This is a genomic window from Bacillus cereus group sp. BfR-BA-01349 (genome assembly GCF_022663795.1).
Lineage (GTDB): Bacteria > Bacillota > Bacilli > Bacillales > Bacillaceae_G > Bacillus_A > Bacillus_A cereus.
Map to the genome: position 1 here is coordinate 98,113 of NZ_JAKUGE010000003.1, position 26,987 is coordinate 125,099.

Genomic DNA, 26,987 nt, shown 5'->3' on the forward strand with positions numbered 1-26,987 from the left:
AACGGTTTCATAATTTTCGGAGGTGCAATATGCGTAAAACTAAAATTGTATGTACTATAGGTCCTGCTAGTGAAAGTATTGAAAAATTAGAGCAATTAATCGAAGCAGGTATGAACGTTGCTCGTTTAAACTTCTCTCATGGTAGCCATGAAGAGCACGGAGCTCGTATTAAAAACATTCGTGAAGCTTCAAAGAAAACTGGTAAAACAGTTGGTATCTTACTTGATACAAAAGGTCCAGAAATCCGTACTCACGACTTCGTAGACGGACAAGCTGAGCTTGTAACAGGTGCAGAAGTAGTTCTTTCTACTGAGCAAGTATTAGGTACTGCAGAGAAGTTCTCTGTATCTTATGCTGGTCTTTATGACGATGTAGACCCAGGTTCTCGTATTCTAATCGATGACGGTCTTATCGAACTAGAAGTAATCGAAAAAGCTGACGGAAACATCCGTACAAAAGTTCTTAACAGCGGAACTGTAAAAAATAAAAAAGGTGTTAACGTACCAAACGTAAGCATTAAGCTTCCTGGTATCACTGAAAAAGACGTAAAAGATATCATCTTCGGTATCGAGCAAAAAGTTGATTTCATTGCAGCTTCATTCGTACGTAAAGCGTCTGACGTATTAGAAATCCGTGAATTATTAGAAGAGCATAACGCTCAATACATCCAAATTGTACCAAAAATCGAAAACCAAGAAGGTATCGACAACATCGATTCAATCTTAGAAGTTTCTGACGGTTTAATGGTAGCTCGTGGTGACATGGGTGTAGAAATTCCACCAGAAGAAGTACCGTTAGTACAAAAACGTCTAATTAAAAAATGTAACGTGTTAGGTAAACCAGTTATTACTGCAACACAAATGTTAGATTCTATGCAACGTAACCCACGTCCAACTCGTGCGGAAGCAAGTGACGTAGCTAACGCAATCTTCGATGGTACAGATGCAATCATGCTTTCAGGTGAAACAGCTGCTGGACAATACCCAGTAGAAGCGGTAACAATGATGGCTAACATTGCGGTACGTGTTGAAAAATCATTACAATATGAAGATATGTTCAAAAAACGTATTAAAGAGTTCACTCCAACAATTACAGATGCAATTAGCCAATCTGTTGCGCATACAGCACTTGCTCTTGATGTAGCTGCAATCGTAGCTCCAACAGAAAGTGGATATACTGCGAAAATGATCTCTAAATACCGTCCAAAATCTCCAATCGTAGCTGTAACATCTGACGAGCAAGTAGGACGTCGTCTTGCACTTGTTTGGGGTGTACAAGCATTTATGGCTGAGAAGCGCGCAGCTTCAACTGACGAAATGTTAGATACAGCAATTCAAACAGGTATGGATGCAGGTCTAATCGGACTTGGAGATACTGTAGTGATTACTGCGGGTGTTCCAGTTGCTGAAACTGGTACAACAAACTTAATGAAAATCCACGTTGTTGGTGAAGAAATTGCTAAAGGACAAGGAATCGGTCGTAAAGCTGCAAAAGGTAAAGTAGTTGTAGCAAAAACAGCTGCTGAAGCTGTAGCGAACGTAAACGAAGGTGATATCCTTGTTACAACAAGCACTGATAAAGATATGATTCCTGCAATCGAAAAAGCTGCGGCTTTAGTTGTAGAAGAAGGTGGCTTAACAAGCCATGCAGCTGTTGTAGGCGTATCAATCGGTATTCCTGTTATCGTTGGTGTAAACGGCGTAACAGCAACTTTAAAAAATGGCCAAGAAGTAACAGTTGATGCAGCACGCGGAATTGTTTATAATGGACATGCGGAAGTGCTATAAGTAATACGGAGAGAAGGATCGGAGTCCTTCTCTTTTTTTTACACAAAAACGAGATAGAATTAGCTTAAAGCGCCTAGAATTGCTTTTAAAAGCTGTTTGTTATGGGTTTTAATATGAAAGGATATCTATATTTCATATGATGTATATAGGCGTTGTGAGGGCATTAAAAGTGAGATGTGAGAGAGGTGTAGAACTATGAAATGGTTACTATTCTTGTTTATTTTAATACCAGCGATTGAGATTACGGTCTTAATTGGATCAAGTCATGTAATAGGTTTATGGTCTACGTTCGCTATGATTGTATTTACAGGTGTTGTAGGTGTGTATTTGGCGAAAAGACAAGGGTTTAAAGTGCTTGGAGAGATTCAATCTAAGTTGAATAGAGGGGAAATGCCAGGTGAGGCGGTACTAGATGGTATTTTTGTATTTGTAGGAGGTATTCTCTTAGTGCTTCCTGGGTATGTGACAGATGTGCTAGGGTTTATCTGCGTGATCCCTATTACGAGAGCTTTATTGAAGCCGCTTGTTATGAAGTGGATGGAATGGAAATTTAGAAAGAACTCTACTATTATTATTCAGAAATAGCACTTAGATTGTAGAAATCTAAGTGCTATTTTTTGTCTTGTAAGAGGAGGGGAACTTTCTAATTGAAGCTTTGTTTTACCACGCTATTTGTGGGGTGGAATTTCTATCTCGAAATTGGGCTGCTCGTAAGTGTCTGATGTGGGGCGAATGATGAGTGGGGATGAACAAAACGTCTGCTCATTATATTTGCTATATAATTTTCGTTTGAACTCTTGTTGTGCTTCGATTAAACTTGTGATTTTTTAGTGCTATTAATTTAGGTGAATAAGATGGAGGGAAATGCTGCTAAATTAAAGTTTTGCTTTCTTATATAAAGGAACGATTGGTGTAAAAAATTCATATAAAAAGGCGGAGATTGTTAGTTGAAGTCTTATTTTATGCTATTTTGTATAATTATTCATTTACATAAAAAGTGATAAATGTAAATAATAATTATAAAATAAATAGAATAAATATGTAAAAATACCACGAAATATGCGTTTTTTATGCAAAAAAACAAGAGAATTATCTTTTTTGAGTGCAATTTTCTTGTTTTATGTAATGAGTATGAAAAATAAGTACAAGGAATAATCAGTGGGAATTTCCCACTGATTACATGTAAGTTTTTTGTTGTGTATGAATTAGAAACTATTATTTTGAAGGTGAACCTTTAATATATTTCCACAAGTCATGGAAGACATTAGCTTTGTGTAATGTATTAAGTAGTACTAAGGTGACTGGGCCGATGATTAATCCTAAAAAGCCAAAAAGTTTAAAGCCGACAAATAGAGCGACGAGTGTTGCTAATGGATCGAGACCGATGTTAGATGAAAGTACTTTCGGCTCCATAATTTGTCTTTGGACAATCACGACGATGTATAAAATGAGAAGACCAATGGCGAATGCGGTATCGCCAGTGAAAAATACGTATATAACCCATGGAACAAAGACTGCACCTGTTCCTAAATATGGTAGTAAATCTACAACTCCTGTAATAATCGCAATAGTAATGGCGTATGGTACGCGTAATATTAAAAGCCCGATTAGTACAATGACGGTTGTCATAGATACGAGTGTAAGTTGTGCTTTCACAAAACCAAACAAAGCTTTTCTTAAGTCGACAAAAATAGTTTTTCCATAGCCATGTACACGATTCGGTAGCAATTTTCTTGCTTTCTGAGCAAGACGGTGCCAATCGTAACTGATGAAGAAAGTGGCTAATAAAATGAATACAAGGACAGTTAAAGTTGTTGGCAGTGCACTAATGAAATTCGTTAACCCGCTTATAATGGCGGTTAAAAGTTCTTTCATTTGTGTTGTTGCTTCTGTTCCTAAGTTTTGAATGTTTTGTGTAATTGTATAGCGCTGTGGTTCTCCAAGATGATTAAATTTAGAGATTAAATCATCGTAGAGAGGCATAATATGATTAAGTGCAAATTGCTGAGCGAATGTAACGATATCTGGAAACTTTACTGTAACAAGTTGTAGTAAGTATGTTGTGGCAGATATTGCTTCAGTCACAAGATATGTAACAAGTCCAACGATAGCTCCAAATACGAGAATTAAGCTAACGAGTACTGCTAGTGCGCGAGGAAATTGTAGTTTTTGATTAAGGAAATTGACGACAGGATTAATCAAATAAGCAAATGCAAAAGCGATAATAAAAGGATAGATAAGCCCTGACATGTATAGTAATACATAGAACCCAGCTACCGTTGCTACAATGACAAATATGAGTCTCAATATCATATATAGTAAGTTTCGGTTCAAAGATGTATACCTCCCATTCCAATTTGGATTATCCTAATTCGTTCAACTTATAACGAGTGTGCTCCACTGATTAAAGTTTCACTTTACCCCGCATTAACGGGCAGTAAATCTCCTACCCGAAGTGCGGCTGGATCAAAGGAGTTAGCTGGAGATAAACTGCCCGTAAAAGCCCGATTGGTTCAACTAATAATCAGTGGAAAATGCCCCACTGATTAAAGTTTCACTTTATGTTATAGTGGAATGATGGATTTTTCCTGCTTTTTCAGTATGTGAGTGACTGTGAAAGCTTGGTGTTGATGCTTCTACTATATGGTAAAAACTTCATTTTCTCTTCTTTTTATTTTACCTGTTTCTAATTAGAAAAGAAAGAAGAGACGCCCGTTTTTTAAAATGTATACATGCTTAAATTTTGATGGTGAAAGTCTCAGTTTGTCATTTTAAAATACATAAAAAATGAAGTGATTCATGTTGAATAGGCATCGATATAGCATGTATAACGATAGGTTTAAAGGTATTTTTGTTTGGAAATGAGTTCATTATTTTCAGAAAGGAAGTGCAAACATGATTAGTCAGTCAACGTTATTTTTATTCATACTACTTATTATAGGACTTATTGCTAAAAACCAATCGCTTACTGTAGCTATTGGTGTGTTATTTTTATTGAAGTTTACGTTTTTAGGAGATAAGGTCTTTCCTTATTTACAAACGAAAGGAATTAACCTAGGTGTAACGGTCATTACAATAGCGGTGCTCGTACCGATTGCGACAGGGGAAATAGGTTTTAAACAACTTGGAGAAGCGGCGAAATCTTATTATGCGTGGATTGCTTTAGCTTCAGGTGTAGCGGTCGCTTTGTTAGCGAAAGGCGGCGTACAATTGTTGACGACGGATCCTCACATTACAACTGCGCTTGTTTTTGGGACAATTATAGCGGTTGCGCTATTTAATGGGGTTGCTGTTGGTCCGTTAATTGGGGCTGGAATTGCCTATGCGGTTATGAGTATTATACAGATGTTTAAATAAGGAATTTTATAGTAATATAAAATTTTTGAATTCTTTCTGTTCACAAAAGTCAGATAATTGTTTATAATAGGATTAGAAACTTTGAAAAGTTACATAACAGCAGAGACTTTACACCAGATAAAATAAAAACAACATAAAACAATTTTATAATGATATTGTTTTATGTTGTTTTTATCATAAAACTCTTCGGAATGTATTTTCCTCACTAACTTGTTGTTTTGAGCGTGAGGATTCGGGGAGACATTCACGCTCATGCTTTCCATGTAAACAATGGACAATAAGAGGGGAACATCGCAACAAATTTGCATGATCGTGCATTTTGCTTGCCTAAAGAGTGAACGGGCGTTCATAATTCAAAAGGGAAGCAAATAGATATAAGGAGCAAGGTTGGGAGAATTTTCAGGAAAAGGAGAGAATGTCATGACTGTTATTCGAGGTTTAGAAGGGGTAGTAGCAACAACATCATCTGTGAGCTCTATTATTGATGATACATTAACTTATGTTGGGTATAATATTGATGATTTAGCGGAGAATGCTACATTTGAAGAAGTAGTATACTTATTATGGCATCGTAAGCTTCCTAACGAACAAGAACTAGAGAAATTTAAAGGGACTATATCGGAATACTATAAAGTGCCAGATGAGATTTTAACATATTTGAAACAAGTAGATTTAAAAATCGCACATCCGATGTCGGTTTTACGAACTGCAATTTCCATGCTATCATTATACGATGAGAGCGCTGAAATTATGGATGAAAAGTCCAATTATTTGAAAGCGGTTAAATTACAGGCGCAAGTCGGAACTTTAGTTGCTGCTTACGCGAGAATCCGTAAAGGTTTAGATATTGTTGAGCCAAGAAAGGATTTATCATTAGCTGCAAACTTCTTGTACATGTTAAATGATCGCGAGCCAAATGAAGTTGAAATTGAAGCTTTTGATAAGGCGCTTGTACTTCATGCAGATCATGAGTTAAACGCTTCTACATTTACTGCACGTGTTTGCGTAGCTACACTTTCAGATGTATATTCTGGTATTACAGCAGCAATCGGTGCATTAAAAGGTCCTCTTCACGGTGGGGCAAATGAAAATGTAATGAAGATGTTAACTGAGATTGGTGAAGAAGAAAATGTAGAGTCATATATTCATAATGCTCTTCAAAATAAAGTGAAAATCATGGGCTTTGGCCACCGTGTGTATGAGCAGGGTGATCCACGTGCAAAACACTTACGTGAAATGTCTAAGAGATTATGCGTGCTTTTAGGAGAAGAGAAATGGTATAATATGTCTATCAAAATTGAAGACATTGTAACAAAAGAAAAAGGTCTTCCACCAAATGTTGATTTCTATTCAGCTTCTGTATACCATTGTTTAGGAATTGACCATGACTTATTTACACCTATTTTTGCAATTAGCCGTATGTCAGGCTGGTTAGCTCATATTCTAGAACAATATGAAAACAACCGTTTAATTCGTCCGCGTGCTGATTATAATGGACCAACGCATCAAGTGTATGTTCCAATTGCACAACGATAAGCGAATAACACTATTTTGATAGTGAAAATACGCTTTCAAAAGTCTGATTTTTTCGGAAAGATGTAATGATTAGAATATTTTAATTTGACTAACGGTTTGAACTGAGGGGTTATTCCCTCAGTTTCATACATATGAAATTTCAAACATGGGGGTTATCACATTGACGACAGGTGAAAAAATTACTGTAACTAATGGTGTTATGAATGTACCAAACAATCCGATTATTCCATTTATCGAGGGAGATGGAATTGGTCCTGATATTTGGGCAGCTGCATCTCGCGTACTAGAAGCAGCAGTTGAAAAAGCTTATGATGGTGAGAAGAAAATCGTTTGGAAAGAAGTGCTTGCAGGGGAAAAAGCATTCAACCAAACAGGCGAGTGGTTACCTGAAGAAACTTTAAACTTAATTCGTGAATATTTAATCGCGATTAAAGGTCCACTTACAACTCCAGTTGGCGGTGGTATTCGTTCTCTAAACGTAGCACTTCGTCAAGAATTAGATTTATATGTATGTCTACGTCCAGTTCGTTATTTTGAAGGTGTTCCTTCACCTGTAAAACGTCCGGAAGATACTGATATGGTTATTTTCCGTGAAAATACTGAAGACATTTATGCTGGAATTGAATATGCACAAGGGTCTCCAGAAGCAGAAAAAGTTCTTGCTTTCTTAAAAGAAGCAATGGGTGTTAATAAAATCCGCTTCCCAGAAACATCTGGTATTGGTATTAAGCCGATCTCAGAAGAAGGGACAAAGCGTCTTGTTCGTGCTGCAATTCAATATGCAATTAACGAAAAACGCTCTTCTGTTACATTAGTTCATAAAGGAAACATTATGAAATTTACAGAAGGTGCTTTCAAAAACTGGGGTTATGAAGTAGCGGAACAAGAATTCGGCGACAAAGTATTTACTTGGGCTGAATACGATCGTATTGTTGAAAAAGATGGTAAAGATGCAGCGAATAAAGCGATGGCAGACGCTGAAGTGGCTGGAAAAATCATCGTAAAAGATTCTATTGCAGACATCTTCTTACAACAAATTTTAACTCGTCCACGTGAGTTCGATGTTGTTGCAACAATGAACTTAAATGGTGACTATATCTCTGATGCACTTGCTGCACAAGTAGGTGGAATTGGTATTGCACCTGGTGCAAACATTAACTATGTGACTGGACATGCTATCTTTGAAGCTACACACGGTACAGCTCCAAAATATGCAGGTTTAGATAAAGTAAACCCATCTTCTGTTCTTCTTTCAGGTGTATTATTATTAGAACACTTAGGATGGAACGAAGCTGCGAAATTAGTAACTGCTTCTGTTGAGAAAACAATTGCTTCAAAAGTAGTAACTTATGATTTCGCACGCTTAATGGAAGGTGCAACAGAAGTGAAATGTTCTGAGTTCGCTAATGAACTTATTAAAAACATGGATGTAGCGATAATCAAAAACGCATAATTAAAGCGGGGGGTAAATTATGACAATCAAACGCAAGAAGGTTTCAGTCATCGGTGCAGGATTTACAGGAGCAACAACGGCATTCTTATTAGCACAAAAAGAACTTGCAGATGTTGTATTAGTGGACATTCCACAACTGGAAAATCCAACAAAAGGGAAAGCGTTAGATATGTTAGAAGCGAGCCCAGTACAAGGTTTTGATGCTAACATTATTGGAACATCTGATTACGCAGATACTGCTGATTCTGACGTTGTCGTTATTACAGCAGGTATTGCACGTAAGCCTGGTATGAGCCGTGATGACCTAGTAGCAACAAACTCTAAAATTATGAAAAGTATTACGCGCGACATTGCAAAACATTCACCAAATGCAATTATTGTTGTGTTAACAAATCCAGTTGATGCAATGACATATTCTGTATTTAAAGAAGCAGGATTCCCGAAAGAGCGTGTTATCGGTCAATCGGGCGTATTAGATACAGCTCGTTTCCGTACATTCATCGCACAAGAATTAAATCTTTCTGTAAAAGATATTACAGGATTTGTTCTTGGTGGACACGGTGACGACATGGTACCTCTTGTGCGTTATTCTTATGCAGGCGGTATTCCGTTAGAAACGTTAATTCCGAAAGAGCGTTTAGAAGCAATCGTAGAACGTACACGTAAAGGTGGCGGTGAGATTGTAGGCTTATTAGGAAACGGTAGTGCATATTACGCACCAGCAGCTTCTTTAGTTGAAATGACAGAAGCAATCTTAAAAGATCAACGCCGTGTATTACCGGCTATTGCGTACCTTGAAGGTGAGTATGGTTATAGTGACCTTTACTTAGGGGTACCAGTAATTCTAGGTGGTAACGGAATTGAAAAAATTATTGAATTAGAACTTCTTGCAGATGAAAAAGAAGCGTTAGATCGCTCTGTAGAATCTGTACGTAACGTAATGAAAGTTCTTGTTTAATAATTGAATAGTAGTGAAAAAGATTCGGGATTCCGAATCTTTTTCTACTATTTACCGAATTGTTTTTTTGAAATAATATGAAAACGCTATCATTTGTAATATCCTATAATGAAACTGTAGATTTATACTATATATTGCCCTCATCATAGTAAATTTCGGATAAGGTATCGCTTTTAGTAGGATAATAAGGTGAAAAAATCGGAGGGGGTTGTAACATGTTAAAGAAAAAAGTTCAAATTGGTCGTAAAATGGATGAAATTACAGTAGGAGAGAAATTATCTATCACTGAAAAAATTGAGGATAAAGATTTGTTATTGTACTTAGGGTTAACGAATGATGCCAATCCATTATATATTCAGCATGATTACGCATCCCAAACTCCGTATGAAAAGCCGATTGTACCAAGCATTATGCTAACGGGAATGATTACAACGGCGGTTACGAAATATTTACCGGGTCCAGGAAGTCATATTACGAGAAAGGACCTTACATTCGTGAAACATGTTCACCATTATGAAACGTTACAAATCCACTTTGAAGTTGTGGCTGTTTCTGAGGAGGAACATACAATTGATATGCTTGTATCTGCTCATGATGAAAAAGGAGAAACTGTTGTAAAGGGTTCATTAACAGTAACGCCACCTTATAAATCTGTTTCCATTATGGAAAAAGCATTAGATAACTTTTAAAAGATGAAACTAAAAATAGCGCTAGCATACCTTTAATAGGGATGCTAGCGCTATTTTTAGTTGAAAAACCCTTCTTTGAACCCTTCAGCAAATTCTGAGCAACCCGTTTTAATCGTATCCCAGCTAGGAGCGTTAAAAGCAAGGATACATGTGACTGCTAAAGATAGAATGGATAGTATTAGTCGCATAATAGACCTCCAGATATTATTAATTTATATATTAAGATTAATAATATAATTATCGGTAATTGAAGTCAATTAAAGGAGTGGTTTTTTAGGTGAGGTGGAAAAGAGAAGAGTGATCTTTGAAACGGTAAGAGAAGCTGAAGTGTGGGCAGACGGGTTTGTGAATGAAATGTACGGGAGAGTATTTGATGGATATGAAACAACAGATGATAAAATAGCATATGCTCTTTCGTTGTTCTTAGCGCAAAATCAAGATTTTATCCCGCATTAACGGGCAGTAAGATCCCACCTCAAAATTCAGCGAAAGCAAAGAAGTTAGGTGGGGAATCAACTGCCCGTAAAAGCCCGATTGATTCAACTAATAATCAGTGGGGAATGAACACCCCCCACTGATTAAAGTTTCACTTTATAGTTCATACGGAAGTGAGCTTTAACGAAGAGAGAGCAATCTATAAAATTTGGCAAAATCCTGTGTAGTTGCAGGTGAAGCGTAATTAAGTCTATTTTCTCAATTCTACACAAACGATCTCCATGAATAGACAATTATATTGAGAGGGACCTTGTTTTCTAGTATGATGAGAATAACGGGGAAAATACTAGGATGAAGAAGGTTTCAAGTCTATAACTTGGAGGAAAAGAATGAACAATCGTATTTTAGTAGTTGATGATGAGGAATTTATCTTAACTTTAATCGAATTTAATTTACAACAAGCTGGGTTTGAAGTTATAACAGCGATGGATGGAGAAATGGCGCTTCAAAAAGCGACAACAGAACGCCCAGATTTAATTATATTAGATTTAATGCTTCCGAAAATGGATGGTATGGAAGTGTGTAAAGAATTACGATTGCAGCGCGTTATGACGCCGATTTTAATGTTAACGGCAAAAGATGATGAGTTTGATAAGGTGCTAGGCCTTGAACTTGGGGCAGATGATTATATGACGAAACCATTTAGTCCAAGAGAAGTTGTTGCTCGTGTGAAGGCAATTTTGCGCCGCACGAAATTACAACAAGAAGAACAAGTTGCAGAAGCGCCAGATGAAGATAGCATCACAATTGCAGAACTTAAAATTTTACCAGAGTTTTATGAGGCTTATTTCCAAGGAAGAAAGCTTGAATTAACACCAAAAGAATTTGAACTACTTGTGTATCTTGCGAAAAATAAAAGTCGCGTGTTGACACGTGATCAATTATTAAGTGCTGTATGGAATTATGATTTTGCTGGTGATACACGAATTGTTGATGTTCATATTAGCCATTTGCGCGATAAAATTGAACAAAATACGAAAAAACCGACGTACATTAAAACGATACGTGGTTTAGGATATAAATTAGAGGAGCCAAAAGGGAATGAATAAATTTCGTTCCAGGCTTCTTTTTACATTTGTTTCTCTTATTGTATTTATTTTAGTTGGACTAGGTTTATTACTAGAAACTGTGTTTGAAAACTACTATATAGATCATGCTAAAGAGAGAATGGTAAAAGAGACGGAGTATGTTGCGACGTTAGCAGAAGAGCAAGGTTTTAATAATGTCTTAAAAAATCCATACGTATTTGAAAAGTTAGAAGAAAAAATACCAGCTTCTATCGTATTTTTGGATGAAAAAAAGAAAGTTCAATATAGAAAAGGACAAGAATTGGCATTTAGTCCAGAGACGATTAAAGAACTTTCTTCGGAAGTGGCAAAACAACGAAGTAAAGTAATTACGAAAGAAACGGATCGAAAGAATGAATTTTATCATGCGGTGTTCGTTCAAGATGTAGAAGGAAAACAAGGATACATTTTGGTGAAAAGTATAATTGATCCTTTAAGAGACGTACATCAAAAAACGTGGGGATTATTAATTATCGGATTTGTCATTGCTTGTCTCGTAGTTGTATTTTTAGGTATGAAAATTACAGGGCAATATATTAGGCCAATTGAATCGGTTACGAAAGTTGCAATTGAATTGGCAAAGGGTAATTATAAAGCACGTGCATACGAAAGTCATTCGGATGAAACAGGAATGCTGAGTAAAGCGATTAATATTTTAGCACGAAATTTACAAGAGATGACACTTGAACAAGAAATGCAGCAAGATCGTCTGCATACGTTAATTGAAAATATGGGAAGCGGAATGATTTTAATTGATAGCCGAGGATATATAAACCTTGTAAACCGCTCTTATAAGGAAACTTTCCACGTAACAGATGAAGAATATTTAGATCGCTTATATTATGAATCGTTTCATCATACAGAAATTATTGAGCTTGTAGAAGAAATCTTTATGACAGAAGTGAAAGTGCGTAAACAAATGTTATTACCACTTGGAATTGAACGGAAGCATTTCGAAGTATATGGAGCGCCTATTATCGGGACAAACCATGAATGGAAAGGGATTGTTCTCGTATTCCATGACATAACAGAGTTAAAGAAATTAGAACAAATGAGAAAAGACTTTTTAGCGAATGTTTCTCATGAATTAAAGACACCGATTACTTCTATTAAAGGTTTTTCAGAAACACTCTTAGACGGAGCGATGGATAATAAAAAATTCTGCGAACATTTCTTGCACATTATTTTAAAAGAAAGTGAGCGCATGCAAGGATTAATTGAAGATTTATTAGATTTGTCGAAGATCGAACAACAAGGATTTAAATTAAATATGGGAACCGTTGACATGAAGGGGCTGCTTGAAGATATTCATATGGTGCTTGATAATAAAGCAGGAGAAAAAGAAATCTCTTTACAAGTGAATGTATTAAAACGTGCCTCTGTTATTGGAGATCCAAGTCGTTTGAAACAAATCTTTATTAATTTAATTAATAACGCAATCGTATATACACCGGCTGGAGGCGTTGTTTCAGTAGAGTTAGCGGAAGATAAATATAATGCTTATATAAAAGTATCGGATACTGGAATTGGTATTAGTAAAGAGGAAATTCCGCGTATTTTTGAACGTTTCTACCGGGTGGATAAAGCAAGAAGTAGAAATACTGGTGGTACCGGCCTTGGATTGTCGATCGTAAAGCATTTAGTTGAGGCGCATCAAGGTACGATTACAGTAGATAGTGAAGTTGGAGAAGGGACAACGTTTACAGTTGTTTTACCGAAATCAGCAACTGAAAAATAGGATGAAGGATGTTTACAATATATTAACAATGGCTTAATTAAATATTAATAAAGCTCTGTTAATATAATACATGAAAACCCCTTCATCCAAGGAGTAATTTTGGACGAGAATAGTTAAGCTGTTCTCGTCACTTCCCTTTATGCCAATATAAGTCTGTTTTATATATGAAAGAAAATAGCCGTTATTTTTCTTCTCTCTATTAGTCATGTTAATATAGAGAGAGGAAAGGAACGGTTTTTTTCTGTGAAAAAAATCATTTCAAATTTGTATGGGGAGGTTTTAATTTTGGAAAAAAAGGTCGTATTAGTAGATGGTAATAATATCGCGTATCGTGCTTTCTTTGCACTACCGCTTTTAAATAACGACAAAGGTATACATACGAACGCAATTTACGGTTTTACAATGATGTTAATGAGAATATTAGAGGAAGAAAAGCCAACTCATATGTTAGTGGCGTTTGATGCAGGCAAAACAACGTTCCGTCATAAAACGTATAGTGAGTATAAAGGAGGGCGTCAAAAGACTCCACCTGAATTATCAGAGCAGTTCCCGTTTATTCGGGAGATGCTGGATGCGTTCAATGTACCGCGTTATGAATTAGAAAATTATGAAGCGGATGACATCATGGGAACGTTAGCGAAAGAAGCGAGTGAGCAAGGGGCAAGTGTAAAAGTTATTTCAGGAGATAAAGATTTACTTCAACTTGTTTCTGATAACACGCTTGTATGTATTCCGCGAAAAGGGATTACAGAAGTGGATGAATATACGAAAGAAGCTTTATTTGAAAAATACAGCTTATCACCAAAGCAAATTATTGATATGAAAGGTTTAATGGGAGACCAGTCAGATAATATACCGGGTGTACCAGGAGTTGGTGAAAAAACGGCAATTAAATTGTTAACACAGTTTGGAACGGTTGAAGCGGTGTATGAAAATATAGATCAAGTAAGTGGGAAGAAATTAAAAGAAAAACTGGAAGAAAATAAAGAACAAGCTCTTATGAGTAAGGATCTTGCAACTATTATTACAGATGCGCCGATTACAGTTCATGTGGATGATATGGCGTATAAAGGATATGAAGCAAGTGATGTCATTCCAATGTTCGAGAGTTTAGGATTTACATCTCTTTTAAATAAATTAGGCGTTACGCCAGAAGAAACTGCTCCAGCTGAATTAGATGATATTACATTTGATATTGTGGAAGAAGTTACAGAAGAAATGCTTCAGCAAGATAGTGCGCTTATCGTTGAAGTACAAGAAGATAACTATCATAAAGCAGACATTCAAGGTTTCGGTATTCAAAATGAAAATGGATGTTACTTTATTCAGACAGACATTGCTCTTAAGTCAGATGCTTTTAAAGAGTGGCTTGCAGATGGAGAAATGAGAAAGCATACATTTGATGCGAAGCGTGCAATCGTTGCACTGAAATGGAATGGGATAGATATGCAAGGGATTGACTTTGATCTATTAATCGCTGCTTATTTACTTGATTCAGCTGATACGGATAAAGACTTCCGTACTGTAGCGAAAATGAAAGAAACGCATGCTGTGAAATCTGATGAAGAAGTTTACGGAAAAGGTGCGAAGCGTGCTGTTCCAAAGTTAGAGGTAGTAGCAGAGCATGTGGCTCGTAAAGTGCATGTATTATATGATGTAAAGCAAACATTCGTTGAAGAGTTAAAGAAGAATGAGCAATATGAACTGTTTACAGAGTTAGAATTGCCGCTTGCACGTGTATTAGCTGATATGGAAGTAAAGGGTGTAAAAGTTGATACAGAGCGTCTTCGTAATATGGGAGAAGAACTTGCGGGTAGATTAAAGGAAATGGAACAGGAAATTTATAAGCTTGCGGGAACAGAATTTAATATTAATTCACCGAAGCAGCTTGGTGTTATTCTGTTTGAGAACTTAAACTTGCCGGTTATTAAAAAGACGAAAACAGGTTATTCTACGTCAGCTGATGTACTAGATAAGCTTATGAATCACCATGAAATTATTCCAAATATTTTACATTATCGTCAATTAGGAAAACTAAATTCAACTTACATTGAAGGTTTACTGAAAGTTGTACATGAAGATTCATCTAAAATTCATACTCGCTTTAATCAAGTGTTAACGCAAACAGGTCGATTAAGTTCAACGGATCCGAACTTGCAAAATATCCCGATTCGATTAGAAGAAGGAAGAAAGATTCGTCAGGCATTTGTTCCGTCAGAAGAAGGATGGATTATGTATGCGGCTGATTATTCACAAATCGAACTGCGTGTATTAGCTCATATTGCAAATGATAAAGGGCTAGTTGAAGCATTCCAACATGATATGGATATTCATACGAAAACAGCTATGGATGTATTTGGCGTTGAAAAAGATGAAGTAACTTCAAATATGAGACGACAAGCGAAAGCTGTTAACTTCGGAATTGTATATGGTATTAGTGATTATGGTCTTTCACAAAACTTAGGAATTACAAGAAAAGCAGCAGCGGAATTTATTGAAAAGTATTTAGAAAGTTTCCCTGGTGTACAAGAATACATGGAGGACATCGTAAAAGATGCGAAACAAAAAGGATATGTGGCTACATTATTAAATCGTCGCCGTTATATTCCAGAAATTACGAGTCGTAATTTCAATTTACGTAGCTTCGCTGAGCGTACAGCGATGAATACACCAATTCAAGGTACTGCCGCAGATATTATTAAAAAAGCGATGATTATTATGGCGGATCGTTTAGAAGAAGAAGGATTACAAGCACGTCTTCTTCTGCAAGTACACGATGAATTGATATTTGAAGCGCCAAAAGAAGAAATTGAAAAATTAGAGAAGCTTGTACCTGAAGTAATGGAGCATGCAATTGAACTCGCAGTTCCGCTGAAAGTTGATTATTCTTACGGTCCAACTTGGTACGACGCAAAATAAGGAAGTGATGAAATGCCTGAATTACCAGAGGTTGAAAATGTCAGACGGACACTTGAAAATCTTGTAACAGGAAAAACGATTGAAGATGTTATTGTTACTTATCCAAAAATAGTGAAACGACCAGATGATGCAGAAATTTTTAAAGAAATGCTAAAAGGCGAGAAGATTGAAAATATAAAGCGAAGGGGTAAGTTTTTGCTTCTATATGTAACAAATTATGTTATTGTTTCACATTTGCGTATGGAAGGTAAGTTTTTACTACATCAAGAGGATGAGCTGATTGATAAACATACGCACGTCCGTTTCTTATTTACAGATGGAACGGAATTACATTATAAAGATGTGAGAAAATTTGGTACGATGCATCTCTTTAAGAAAGGTGAAGAAATGAACCAAATGCCTCTTGCTGACTTAGGTCCGGAGCCATTTGATGCGGAATTGACAACGCAGTATTTACAAGAAAGATTGAAAAAGACGAATCGTAAAATAAAAGTTGTGCTATTGGACCAGCGTCTTTTAGTAGGGCTTGGAAATATATATGTAGATGAAGTTTTATTCCGTTCTCAAATTCATCCTGAACGAGAAGCGTCGTCTTTAACAGTAGAAGAAATTGAGCGAATTTATGAGGCTACCGTTACAACGCTAAGCGAAGCGGTGAAGCGTGGCGGAAGTACAATTCGAACGTATATCAACTCACAAGGGCAAATTGGTTCGTTCCAAGAACTCCTAAATGTATACGGAAAAAAAGGAGAACCGTGTGTAACTTGCGGTACGATATTAGAAAAAACAGTTGTTGGCGGGCGAGGAACGCATTACTGCCCAATTTGTCAGCCTAGAATATAGAAAAGAGATAACATCGGATAGGCATTTGTCATATACATACAGCAGAGCTATGTATAAGGGAGGAGCTTACCGATGTACCTTTATTTATCTCTTATTTTATTAGCTTTTACATTAAGCTTGGATAGCTGTAGTGTAGGGCTAACATATGGTTTAAGAAGCGTAAGAATTTCACTAAGATCAATTATAATTATCGGAATGTGTTCAGCGGCTGTTATGCTTGTTTCAATGGGAATTGGACATATGATCGCGAAAGTATTTTCACCTGTTATCGCAACGCGTATCGGTGGGCTCGTTCTTATTGGAATAGGGATTTGGGTATTATATCAATTTTTTCGAAGTGAGAAAAAAGAAGAACCGAAGCAAGAGGAGAAGGTCTGGAAATTAGAGATTGCCTCGCTAGGGCTAGTGATTCAAATTTTACGGAAACCGACTGTAGCAGATTTTGATAAATCAGGCACCATTTCTGCAGGAGAAGCATTGCTTCTTGGTATCGCTCTTTCTGTAGACTCATTTGGTGCCGGAATTGGTGCATCTTTATTAGGGTATACACCCGCTATGATGGCGATATTAGTTGCAATTATGAGTTCTTTGTTTTTATTTATTGGAATGAAACTTGGAACGGTTTTATCGAATATGAAGTGGTTACAAAAATTTACATTCCTGCCTGGAGTATTACTCATTATTATTGGAATTTGGAAAATGTAAGTATGGGCGTGGAACATTAGTTTCGCGCCTTTTATTATGAGGAGGATTATGATGACAGTAGTAATTGGATTAACAGGAGGCATTGCAAGCGGAAAAAGTACAGTATCTCAAATGTTTCGTGAACTGAGTATACCAGTAATTGATGCAGATATTATTGCACGAGAAGTTGTAGAGCGAGGAAAACCAGCATATAACAAAATAGTAGAAGTATTTGGAACGGAAGTGTTACAAGAAGATGGAGAACTAGATCGTCCAAAACTAGGAAGTGTCGTTTTCTATAATGAAGAAAAACGATTGCAGTTAAATAAAATTGTTCATCCTGCAGTACGTGAGGAAATGAATAGGCAAAAGGAAATGTACATAAAAGAAGGTATGCAAGCGGTTGTGTTAGATATTCCTCTCTTATTTGAAAGCAAATTAACAAGTCTCGTTGACCGCATTTTAGTTGTAGCGGTTAAGCCGCATACGCAATTAGAACGTTTGATGAAACGAAATAACTTTTCAGAAGAAGAAGCAACAGCTCGTATTCAATCTCAAATGCCGTTAGAAGAAAAAGTGAAAAATGCAGATGAAGTGATAAATAATGATGGCACAATTATGGGAACGAAAACACAATTGCAGGTAATTTTAAGGAAGTGGAACATTATTGACTAAAAAATTGTGAAATTAATGAAAATGATTAGTGACATATCTCCTTTTTGTGTTATACTATTATTGGGATTGGAGATAAATAGTATAACGCATTCAAGGGGGTAACATATTATGACTCGTGTGGCAATTAATGGATTTGGACGTATTGGGAGAATGGTATTTCGTCAAGCAATAAAAGAAAGCGCATTCGAAATTGTAGCAATCAATGCAAGCTATCCATCTGAAACGTTAGCACACTTAATTAAATATGATACAGTTCATGGCAAGTTTGACGGAACAGTAGAAGCATTTGAAGATCACTTATTAGTTGATGGAAAAATGATTCGCCTTTTAAACAACCGCGATCCAAAGGAATTGCCTTGGACAGATTTAGGTGTTGAAGTTGTAATTGAAGCAACTGGTAAATTTAATTCAAAAGAAAAAGCAATTCTTCACGTTGAAGCTGGAGCGAAAAAAGTTATTTTAACAGCGCCTGGTAAAAATGAAGATGTAACAATTGTAGTTGGTGTGAACGAAGACCAATTAGATATTACAAAACATACTGTTATTTCAAATGCATCTTGTACAACAAATTGTTTAGCGCCTGTTGTGAAGGTGTTAGATGAGCAGTTTGGAATTGAGAACGGTTTAATGACGACGGTTCACGCTTATACAAATGACCAAAAAAATATTGATAACCCACATAAAGATTTAAGAAGAGCACGTGCTTGCGGACAATCAATCATTCCGACAACGACAGGTGCTGCGAAAGCGCTAGCAAAAGTTCTTCCACATTTAAACGGAAAACTTCATGGTATGGCACTTCGTGTACCAACACCAAACGTGTCTCTTGTTGACTTGGTAGTAGATGTAAAACGCGATGTGACAGTAGAAGCTATTAACGATGCATTCAAAACTGTTGCAAACGGTGCTTTAAAAGGTATTGTAGAATTCAGCGAAGAGCCTTTAGTATCTATCGACTTTAATACAAATACACATTCAGCTATTATCGATGGTTTATCTACAATGGTAATGGGTGATCGTAAAGTGAAAGTACTTGCTTGGTATGATAACGAGTGGGGCTATTCTCGTCGTGTTGTAGATCTTGTAACGTTAGTTGTTGAAGAGTTAGCGAAACAAGAAAATGTGCAACACATTTAAGTGAATAAGGGAGGAGAGGGCAAGGCAATATTTGCCCTCTTTTTTTAATTTTTTCTGAAAAGGAAAAAATTATATAAGTATATTTTAAAAAGTGGACATACCACGAAACGTTGTGATTACTGCATTTGTGAATCGTTTATTTTTTTTAGGGAAAAGTAAAGAGGAAAATATGACAGAAAATCGAAAAAACTGTTGTTGCAAAATGAAAATAAACAAAGTATACTAACACTCGTAAACTTAAGAGCTGAGGTACGTAGTCACTACTTAAAGGGTTAGGACCTCTCTGGACTAACTTTCCCCCGTGGTAGTGGAGCAAGCCAAATTGCAAATTAGTTTTCAATTCGAACAGTTAGAATAAATTTACAAGGGGGAACTGTAGAATGGATACTATGGATACGATGGGTCGTCACGTGATCGCTGAACTTTGGGATTGCGATTTCGACAAGCTTAATGACATGCCGTATATTGAACAATTATTTGTGGATGCAGCACTAAGAGCTGGTGCTGAAGTGCGTGAGGTTGCTTTCCATAAATTTGCACCACAAGGTGTAAGTGGAGTAGTAATTATCTCAGAATCACATTTAACAATTCATAGCTTTCCGGAGCACGGTTACGCGAGTATTGATGTTTATACTTGTGGGGATCGTATTGATCCAAATGTTGCAGCAGAATATATTGCAGAAGGTTTAAACGCGAAAACGCGTGAGAGCATCGAGCTTCCTCGAGGCACTGGTAGCTTCGAAATTAAGCAGAGAGAAACAAAAGCTCTTTAAAAAAGAACATAATTGATTTAAAATGTAAAGAGGTGTATAATGCACCTCTTTTTTAGTTTATAAAAAAGGAAAAATATAACGTACTCGTTAGTTGAATAAATTGGATTCTTGCAAATGAGGTAGTGCTCTATATACCATCTTATTTTTAAGGATGAGATGATAAAGTGATGCGCTGAAACTTAAAGTGGTAAGAGAGTTAGAATGAGTTATATAATATTGTATATATATTTTAGGTGAAGTGAGTAGAGAAAAATAAAGAGTATAGTGTAAAGGAGTGAATGTATTGCGTTGTCCATCCTGTTCTCATAATGGTACAAGAGTGTTAGATTCGCGTCCGGTAGACGAGGGGCGCTCTATTCGAAGAAGGAGAGAGTGTGAAAGCTGCTTAAGTCGCTTTACGACCTTTGAAAGGGTAGAAGAGTCACCTCTTATCGTTGTAAAAAAAGAAGCCACACGAGAAGAGTTTAATAAAGAAAAGATTTTACGTGGTTTAATTAAAGCGTGTGAAAAAAGACCAGTATCTTTAAGACAATTAGAAGAAGTAACACAAAGCGTGGAACGTGAACTGCGTAATTTAGGTATATCAGAAGTGAAAAGTGATATGATTGGTGAAATTGTCATGGAAGAACTTCGCGATATTGATGATGTTGCTTACGTACGTTTTGCTTCTGTATATCGTCAATTTAAAGATTTAAATGTATTTATTGAAGAATTAAAAGATATACTGCAAAAAGAAAGAGAGTAGAAGTTGTATTTTATTCTCTTTACATACCGTAAGTAATAGGATAAGAGAGCTAGAAGCGCAAGCTAATAGCTCTTTTTCACTAAGAATTTATATAATGAAGATAGAACGAATGAAGTAGAGGATAGATTGGATGAGAGAAAGGGAAAGCAAGAATGGAAAAACAGTCATGGATGGAGCTAGTGCCGATTGATCGTTATAAAGTAAGTGCGAAAGGGCTACTGCACAATTACGACCGAAAAGTGTTAACGATGTTGTATCAGCCGTTAATAGGTAGTAGAGCTTTTAGCTTATACATGACACTATGGGGAGAGCTAGAGCAAGATCGTGTATTTGGAAAAGAGAATACGCATCATTTCCTTATGGTGACTATGCAAATGCAACTTCCTGAAATATATGAAGAACGAGTAAAGTTAGAGGCAATTGGGCTATTGAAGGTATATATTAAGAAAGAAAAAGATATTCGAATGTTCATATATGAGTTGCAACCACCTTTATCTCCGAAGCAGTTTTTTGATGATATTGTTTTAAGTATCTTTTTATACAATCGATTGAGCCGGACAAAATATAATCAAGTAAAGCAATATTTCTTAGAAGAAGAATTTGATTTTGCTTCTTATGAAAATGTTACGCGTTCTTTCAATGATGTGTTTGGTTCGTTTAATCCAGGACAGCTTGAGCATGCGCAAGAAGACCTTCGTATTCCAAAAACGACAACTATGCCAAGTAACGAGAAGGGAGACGCTCCGAAAGTTTGGAATGATTTCTTTGATTTCTCTTTATTTGTAGATGGATTGTCCGCTCTTGTTCCTAAAAAGGAGATTACAGATCAAGTGAGAGACTGCGTTATAACACTTGCTTACGTGTATGGTGTAGATGTGTTATCGATGCAAAATATCGTTCTTGGTGCAGTGACAGAGATGCAAACAATTGATACGGAAAGGCTTAGAAAAGGAGCGCGCGATTGGTATCAATTTGAAAATGGTCAAGCATTACCGGTATTAAGTGAAAGAGTACAGCCTCATGCTGCACGTACGATGAAAGAGAAAGAGCCTTCATCGCAAGAGGAGATGCTAATAAAGCAGCTAGAGGAAATCTCGCCAAAACAACTATTGAAAGAGATTTCTGGTGGTGCAGAGGCAACGAAAGCGGACTTGCAGATCGTTGAAGATGTCATGATTAATCAAAAATTGACACCAGGAGTTGTGAATGTACTTATTTATTACGTTATGCTACGCTCAGATATGAAACTTGCGAAAACGTATGTCGAGAAGATTGCTGGGCATTGGGCACGTAAAAAGGTCGGTACAGTAGCGGACGCGATGGCGTTAGCGAAAGAAGAGAACCGTCAATATCAAGAGTGGGCTGAGACGAAGAAAAAAGGCCGTACGGCGAAGAAAACGGTGCGGAAAGAAATGGTGCCAGATTGGCTTAAGGAAGAAGAGCCGAAAGAACAAGAGAAAGAAACAGAGAAGAAAGATATAAGTGTAGAAAAAAATGCAAGTACGCTAGAAGATGAAAGAAAACGACTAGAAGAAGTGTTAAAAAAATATAAGCGTGATTAATAGAAGAGAATGAACGCTCTTTGAGGTGAGAAAATGGAGCATATTCAAAATTCGTTTGCAAAATTAATGGAAAATGAAAACTTTAAAAATAGATATGAAGTATTAAAGGCAGAAGTAATGGCGCATCCGCGTGTGAAAGAATTTATAGACGAACATAAGGGTGAAGTAACGACTTCTATGATTGAGCGCAGTCTTGTGAAGTTATATGAATATATTGGACAAAGTGTAGGTTGCGTGGATTGTCCGGATTTAGGTGCATGTAAAAATATGCTGCAAGGTTATGAGCCAAAGCTTGTTATTCAAGGGAAGATGATTGATATTCAATACGATCGCTGCGTTAGAAAAGTAGCGCATGACGAGAGAAAGAAATATGAAAAACTCGTTCAAAGTGTATATATGCCAACGGATATTTTGCAGGCAACTATGGAAAACTTAGACCCTTCTGATTTAAATGCACGTATCGATGCAATTGGTGCAGCGAATGAATTTTTAAGTACATATGAACCAGGTAAAAAAGCACAAGGTTTATATTTGTACGGTAAATTTGGTGTAGGAAAAACGTACCTTTTAGGAGCAATAGCGAACGAGCTTGCTCGAAAGAAAATAAGTTCGATGCTCGTATACTTCCCGGAATTTTTACGTGAAATTAAAAGTTCAATTCAAGATAATTCGATTGGTGAAAAGATTGATGCGGTTAAACGCGTACAAGTTTTAATGTTAGACGATATCGGGGCAGAAGCGATGTCAAGCTTTGTGCGTGACGATGTGCTTGGTGCAATCTTGCAATTCCGTATGTTAGAAAACTTACCGACGTTCTTTACGTCTAATTTTGATTTTAAACAACTGGAACACCATTTAACGTATACGCAGCGTGGTGAGGCTGAAGAAATGAAGGCAGCACGTATTATGGAACGAATTAAATATTTAGCGAAACCAATTCCAATTGGTGGGAAAAACCGTCGTCATAAGTAAAAGAGCAAGCTGAGAAGCTTGCTCTTTTGTATTATAGTGATATTTTCTTTTCAAATATGAGGTCGAAATATTCAGGTTGTCCAGAACTGCCAATCGTAGGGGCAACAATCTGTACGAACCTCCAGCCATCTCTAGCATGTTCTTGAATAATTTCTTGGTAGTCTTCAGCTGGTTTTGAGCGAGTGAACCCCCAATGTAATTCGACTTTTACGAATTTATATTCAAACATTCAGATACCCCCTTTTATTGATAAGTAAAGTATACAATAAAAATTCATAGTAGCTTGTATCATTTTTTTCTCCCTCCCTTAATATATATAAAATTAGCAAGCCATATTGAGTGGATTTTCTAACGATAGGAAATGTGATTCTACTAAGAGTGAACTTCACGCGGGACGGACTCTTATAGGATTTGTAACGTATAGATACAGTCCTTTAGAGCGGGGATAAAAGGGGGGACAAAAGTGATTGAAATTTGCTTCGAAGAAAAAAATGATGCTATGCACGTATATAGACAATTGCTGAAAAGAGCGGAAGTGTTATATAAGGAAACGAGTGTGTATTTACAGGAACAAAAAGTGGTGATTCACATACCAGTACGTGAATCGAATTATATTGAAAAAATCTTATTGCCAGTAATGGTGTATTTCATTGTGAATGTGAAACAAAATGAGTGGATTTATACGATTTTAAAAGAAAAGTTTTTTTATGAAGAACAAGAAGAGTGTCATCAAATATTGCATATGGCACATGAGATTTTAAAGGGAAGAAGAAAAGGTGTAGCTCAGGATTTAACGCGTAACGCATTTGAGTCATATATTAAGTCTTCTTTAAATAATTGGCTTTGTGATCCGCTCTCATTCTCGTTTTCATCATATATCCGTTTTCGTCTTCGTACATATAGGGAAATGGTGGCTAAACTTGCGGAAGTGGCAATTGATGAATATAAGATGGAGCAAGAATACCAAATGTTCATTGAGACGCTTCGGCAACAAGTAAGTAGCCGTAAATCACGTTTGTCTTGCGTGCATCTTATTTTTGATGAAAGCTTTATCTTTTATGATGATAAAGGTAGACGTTTAAAACAGGAGAAGTTGGTCCAATATATAGATGAGGAATTATTAAAGCAAAATGATGTATATATTGATACGAAAGTAATTGCGCCGCTTCTTTCTATTTCGCCTAAAAAGATTTATTTATATACGAAAGAACAAGACCATAATATGATTATTACTTTGCGAAATGTGTTCCAAGAACGGGTCCAATTACATGGATTACATGATTTTGAGCGCAATGTGAAAAATTTAAAAAATAAAGGTAACGCCCTTGATTTTCTAAGTTTTTGAGCATATAATTACCTACATAAATGAAATATATTGAAATGTCATGATGAGGACATGAGTAGTTATCTACGATTTTCAGAGAGGGAAGCCTTAGGGTGTGAGCTTCCTAGTACGGGATTATTACTTACCACCTCTAAACTTTAGCAGTGAACGGTTTTTCTAGTAATTGCTAACGGACAACACCGTTATGTTGAACTTGAGCAATTAACAATTATGTTAATTGGAACAAGGGTGGAACCACGAATTCAACACTCGTCCCTTTTTACGGGGTGAGTGTTTTTTATTTTGAGAAAAAGAGGAGTGACCAGTGATGGCAGATGTAGTTAAAATTACTTTCCCTGATGGAGCTGTGAAGGAGTTTCCAAAAGGCGTAACAACTGAAGAAATCGCAGCTTCTATTAGCCCAGGCTTAAAGAAAAAAGCTGTAGCTGGAAAATTAAACGATGAGATGATCGATCTTGTTACACCAATCGAAGAAGATGGTGCAGTTTCTATCATTACATTAGATTCTGAAGATGGCCTATATATTTTACGCCATTCAACAGCCCACCTTTTAGCACAAGCGTTAAAACGTTTATATAAAGATGTTAAGGTTGAGCTTGGCATTGGTCCAGTAATTGAAAATGGCTTCTACTACGATATTGATATGGAAGAAGCAATTACAGTTGAAGACTTCAAGAAAATCGAAAAAGAAATGCAAAAAATCGTGAACGAGAACTTAGAAATCGTTCGTCATGAAGTACCACGTGCAGAAGCAATTCGTCGCTTTGAAGAAATCGGCGATGAGTTAAAATTAGATTTAATTAACGATCTTCCAGAAGATGCAGTTATTTCAATCTATGAGCAAGGCGAATTCTTCGACCTTTGTCGTGGTGTTCACCTTCCATCTACAGGGAAAATTAAAGTGTTTAAATTATTAAGCGTTGCAGGTGCTTACTGGCGCGGTGATAGCAATAATAAAATGCTACAACGTATTTACGGTACTGCATTCGTTAAGAAAGCAGAATTAGATGAGCACTTACGTATGCTTGAAGAAGCGAAAGAGCGCGATCACCGTAAATTAGGTAAAGAATTAAAACTATTTACTAATAGCCAAAAAGTAGGACAAGGTTTACCACTTTGGTTACCAAAAGGTGCAACAATCCGCCGCATTATCGAGCGTTACATCGTTGATAAAGAAGCAAGCTTAGGCTATGATCACGTATATACTCCAGTACTAGGAAGCAGAGAGCTTTATGAAACTTCTGGTCACTGGAACCACTACCGTGATGGCATGTTCCCATCAATGGAAATGGATAACGAAGAATTAGTTCTTCGTCCAATGAACTGTCCTCATCATATGATGGTTTATAAAAATGATATTCACAGCTACCGTGAATTACCAATCCGTATTGCAGAACTTGGAACAATGCACCGTTATGAAATGTCAGGTGCGTTATCTGGATTACAACGTGTACGCGGAATGACTTTAAACGATGCGCACATTTTCGTTCGTCCAGATCAAATTAAAGAAGAGTTAAAACGTGTTGTAAACTTAACTCTAGAAGTGTACAAAGATTTCGGTTTAGAGAACTACTCATTCCGTCTATCTTACCGCGACCCAGCAGATACTAAAAAGTATTATGCGGATGATGAGATGTGGGAAAAAGCACAAGGTATGTTAAAAGAAGCTATGGATGAAATGGGTCTTGATTACTATGAAGCTGAAGGTGAAGCGGCATTCTACGGTCCAAAACTTGATGTTCAAGTTCGTACTGCTCTTGGAAAAGACGAAACACTTTCAACTGTACAATTAGACTTCTTACTTCCAGAACGCTTTGAATTATCATACGTTGGTGAAGACGGTAAACAACATCGTCCAGTTGTAATTCACCGTGGTGTTGTATCAACTATGGAACGTTTTGTAGCCTTCTTAATTGAAGAATACAAAGGTGCATTCCCAACATGGTTAGCTCCAGTTCAAGTACAAGTAATTCCAGTTTCTCCGCAAGTACATTTAGACTATGCGAAAAAAGTACAAGACGAATTGCGTCGTGCTGGTATCCGTGTTGAATTAGACACTCGTGAAGAGAAGATCGGTTACAAAATCCGTGAAGCACAAATGCAAAAAATTCCGTACATGCTTGTAGTAGGTGACAATGAAGTAACTGAAAACGGCGTAAACGTACGTAAATATGGTGAACAAAAATCAGAAACAATCGCATTAGATGCTTTTGTTGACATGATTAAAGTAGAAGGAAAACGATAAGAAAAAG

General features: G+C 36.6%; 24 protein-coding genes and 1 other annotated feature. Of the genes, 21 read left to right on the forward strand and 3 right to left on the reverse strand.

Translation table 11 applies throughout. The features are described from left to right. Positions 1-29: 29 nt before the first annotated feature. Together pyk and MR169_RS03255 are read left to right on the forward strand one after the other, a co-directional pair. Entirely contained in the window at positions 30-1,787 is a 1,758-nt protein-coding gene (pyk, locus tag MR169_RS03250) for a pyruvate kinase (RefSeq protein ID WP_001232673.1), read from the forward strand. Positions 1,788-1,982: 195 nt separating this feature from the next. Next, positions 1,983-2,372 carry an FxsA family protein gene (locus tag MR169_RS03255; protein ID WP_000871631.1) on the forward strand — a complete coding sequence of 130 codons (390 nt, stop codon included), beginning with the start codon at positions 1,983-1,985 and terminating at the stop codon, positions 2,370-2,372. A 630-nt stretch (positions 2,373-3,002) separates the two neighbouring features. Here MR169_RS03255 and ytvI read toward each other — a convergent pair. Then, entirely contained in the window at positions 3,003-4,121 is a 1,119-nt protein-coding gene (ytvI, locus tag MR169_RS03260) for a sporulation integral membrane protein YtvI (RefSeq protein ID WP_001081388.1), read from the reverse strand. Positions 4,122-4,682: 561 nt separating this feature from the next. Between ytvI and MR169_RS03265 the strand changes: the two genes are divergently transcribed. The 5 genes from MR169_RS03265 (at position 4,683) to MR169_RS03285 (ending at position 9,780) form a co-directional block, all read left to right on the forward strand. Further along, positions 4,683-5,144 carry a DUF441 domain-containing protein gene (locus tag MR169_RS03265; RefSeq protein WP_000625507.1) on the forward strand — a complete coding sequence of 154 codons (462 nt, stop codon included), beginning with the start codon at positions 4,683-4,685 and terminating at the stop codon, positions 5,142-5,144. Positions 5,145-5,531: 387 nt separating this feature from the next. Further along, positions 5,532-6,680, forward strand: a complete 1,149-nt coding sequence (gene citZ, locus MR169_RS03270; protein WP_136986137.1) for a citrate synthase — start codon at positions 5,532-5,534, stop codon at positions 6,678-6,680. Positions 6,681-6,840: 160 nt separating this feature from the next. Further along, positions 6,841-8,133, forward strand: coding sequence for an NADP-dependent isocitrate dehydrogenase (gene icd / locus MR169_RS03275; RefSeq protein ID WP_000206898.1), 1,293 nt, complete (start codon positions 6,841-6,843; stop codon positions 8,131-8,133). 19 nt (positions 8,134-8,152) lie between these two features. Then, on the forward strand, positions 8,153-9,091 hold the full coding sequence (gene mdh, locus MR169_RS03280) for a malate dehydrogenase (protein ID WP_000153232.1): 939 nt from the start codon (positions 8,153-8,155) through the stop codon (positions 9,089-9,091). Between the two features lie 215 nt (positions 9,092-9,306). Then, complete coding sequence (locus MR169_RS03285) at positions 9,307-9,780, forward strand: MaoC family dehydratase (RefSeq protein WP_000914181.1); 474 nt, start codon at positions 9,307-9,309, stop codon at positions 9,778-9,780. Positions 9,781-9,836: 56 nt separating this feature from the next. Here MR169_RS03285 and MR169_RS28150 read toward each other — a convergent pair whose 3' ends face one another. Beyond that, entirely contained in the window at positions 9,837-9,968 is a 132-nt protein-coding gene (locus MR169_RS28150) for a hypothetical protein (protein WP_001237022.1), read from the reverse strand. Between the two features lie 109 nt (positions 9,969-10,077). On the opposite strand from MR169_RS28150, the gene MR169_RS03290 reads away from it, so the two are divergent. The 12 genes from MR169_RS03290 to dnaI all read left to right on the forward strand — a co-directional run bounded on the left by MR169_RS03290 (position 10,078) and on the right by dnaI (position 23,390). After that, positions 10,078-10,236, forward strand: coding sequence for a hypothetical protein (locus tag MR169_RS03290; protein ID WP_186366524.1), 159 nt, complete (start codon positions 10,078-10,080; stop codon positions 10,234-10,236). Positions 10,237-10,604: 368 nt separating this feature from the next. Next, a complete protein-coding gene (gene phoP, locus MR169_RS03295) occupies positions 10,605-11,324 on the forward strand; it encodes a two-component system response regulator PhoP (protein ID WP_001065220.1) in 720 nt (239 codons plus the stop codon). Continuing rightward, positions 11,317-13,080: a sensory box histidine kinase PhoR gene (gene phoR, locus MR169_RS03300; protein ID WP_001032108.1), complete on the forward strand. Its 1,764-nt coding sequence runs from the start codon at positions 11,317-11,319 to the stop codon at positions 13,078-13,080. Before phoP ends, phoR begins: the two co-directional genes overlap by 8 nt. Positions 13,081-13,365: 285 nt before the next feature. After that, positions 13,366-15,999, forward strand: a complete 2,634-nt coding sequence (gene polA / locus MR169_RS03305) for a DNA polymerase I (RefSeq protein ID WP_242318887.1) — start codon at positions 13,366-13,368, stop codon at positions 15,997-15,999. 12 nt (positions 16,000-16,011) lie between these two features. Continuing rightward, positions 16,012-16,842 carry a DNA-formamidopyrimidine glycosylase gene (gene mutM, locus MR169_RS03310; RefSeq protein ID WP_016118706.1) on the forward strand — a complete coding sequence of 277 codons (831 nt, stop codon included), beginning with the start codon at positions 16,012-16,014 and terminating at the stop codon, positions 16,840-16,842. 72 nt (positions 16,843-16,914) lie between these two features. Beyond that, positions 16,915-17,547, forward strand: a complete 633-nt coding sequence (ytaF, locus tag MR169_RS03315) for a sporulation membrane protein YtaF (RefSeq protein ID WP_242318888.1) — start codon at positions 16,915-16,917, stop codon at positions 17,545-17,547. Positions 17,548-17,598: 51 nt separating this feature from the next. Beyond that, positions 17,599-18,201: a dephospho-CoA kinase gene (gene coaE, locus MR169_RS03320; protein ID WP_000219316.1), complete on the forward strand. Its 603-nt coding sequence runs from the start codon at positions 17,599-17,601 to the stop codon at positions 18,199-18,201. Positions 18,202-18,309: 108 nt separating this feature from the next. Then, on the forward strand, positions 18,310-19,338 hold the full coding sequence (locus MR169_RS03325; protein WP_000198974.1) for a glyceraldehyde-3-phosphate dehydrogenase: 1,029 nt from the start codon (positions 18,310-18,312) through the stop codon (positions 19,336-19,338). A gap of 389 nt (positions 19,339-19,727) precedes the next feature. After that, positions 19,728-20,111 carry an adenosylmethionine decarboxylase gene (gene speD / locus MR169_RS03330; RefSeq protein ID WP_002003660.1) on the forward strand — a complete coding sequence of 128 codons (384 nt, stop codon included), beginning with the start codon at positions 19,728-19,730 and terminating at the stop codon, positions 20,109-20,111. A 283-nt stretch (positions 20,112-20,394) separates the two neighbouring features. Further along, a complete protein-coding gene (gene nrdR / locus MR169_RS03335) occupies positions 20,395-20,856 on the forward strand; it encodes a transcriptional regulator NrdR (RefSeq protein WP_242318889.1) in 462 nt (153 codons plus the stop codon). 152 nt (positions 20,857-21,008) lie between these two features. Continuing rightward, on the forward strand, positions 21,009-22,418 hold the full coding sequence (locus MR169_RS03340; protein WP_242318890.1) for a replication initiation and membrane attachment family protein: 1,410 nt from the start codon (positions 21,009-21,011) through the stop codon (positions 22,416-22,418). Between the two features lie 33 nt (positions 22,419-22,451). After that, positions 22,452-23,390, forward strand: coding sequence for a primosomal protein DnaI (dnaI, locus tag MR169_RS03345; RefSeq protein WP_144574462.1), 939 nt, complete (start codon positions 22,452-22,454; stop codon positions 23,388-23,390). Positions 23,391-23,421: 31 nt separating this feature from the next. Here the strand turns inward: dnaI and MR169_RS03350 are convergent, their stop codons facing one another. Then, positions 23,422-23,619 carry a DUF4177 domain-containing protein gene (locus tag MR169_RS03350; protein ID WP_000464457.1) on the reverse strand — a complete coding sequence of 66 codons (198 nt, stop codon included), beginning with the start codon at positions 23,617-23,619 and terminating at the stop codon, positions 23,422-23,424. Positions 23,620-23,853: 234 nt separating this feature from the next. Here MR169_RS03350 and ytxC point away from each other — a divergent pair, with 234 nt between their 5' ends. Then, positions 23,854-24,735 (forward strand): putative sporulation protein YtxC, encoded by an 882-nt coding sequence (ytxC, locus tag MR169_RS03355; protein WP_000569629.1) that lies wholly within the window; start codon positions 23,854-23,856, stop codon positions 24,733-24,735. A gap of 31 nt (positions 24,736-24,766) precedes the next feature. Then, positions 24,767-24,995: a binding site (T-box leader), on the forward strand. Between the two features lie 47 nt (positions 24,996-25,042). After that, positions 25,043-26,980, forward strand: coding sequence for a threonine--tRNA ligase (gene thrS, locus MR169_RS03360; RefSeq protein WP_000786083.1), 1,938 nt, complete (start codon positions 25,043-25,045; stop codon positions 26,978-26,980). Positions 26,981-26,987: the final 7 nt, after the last annotated feature.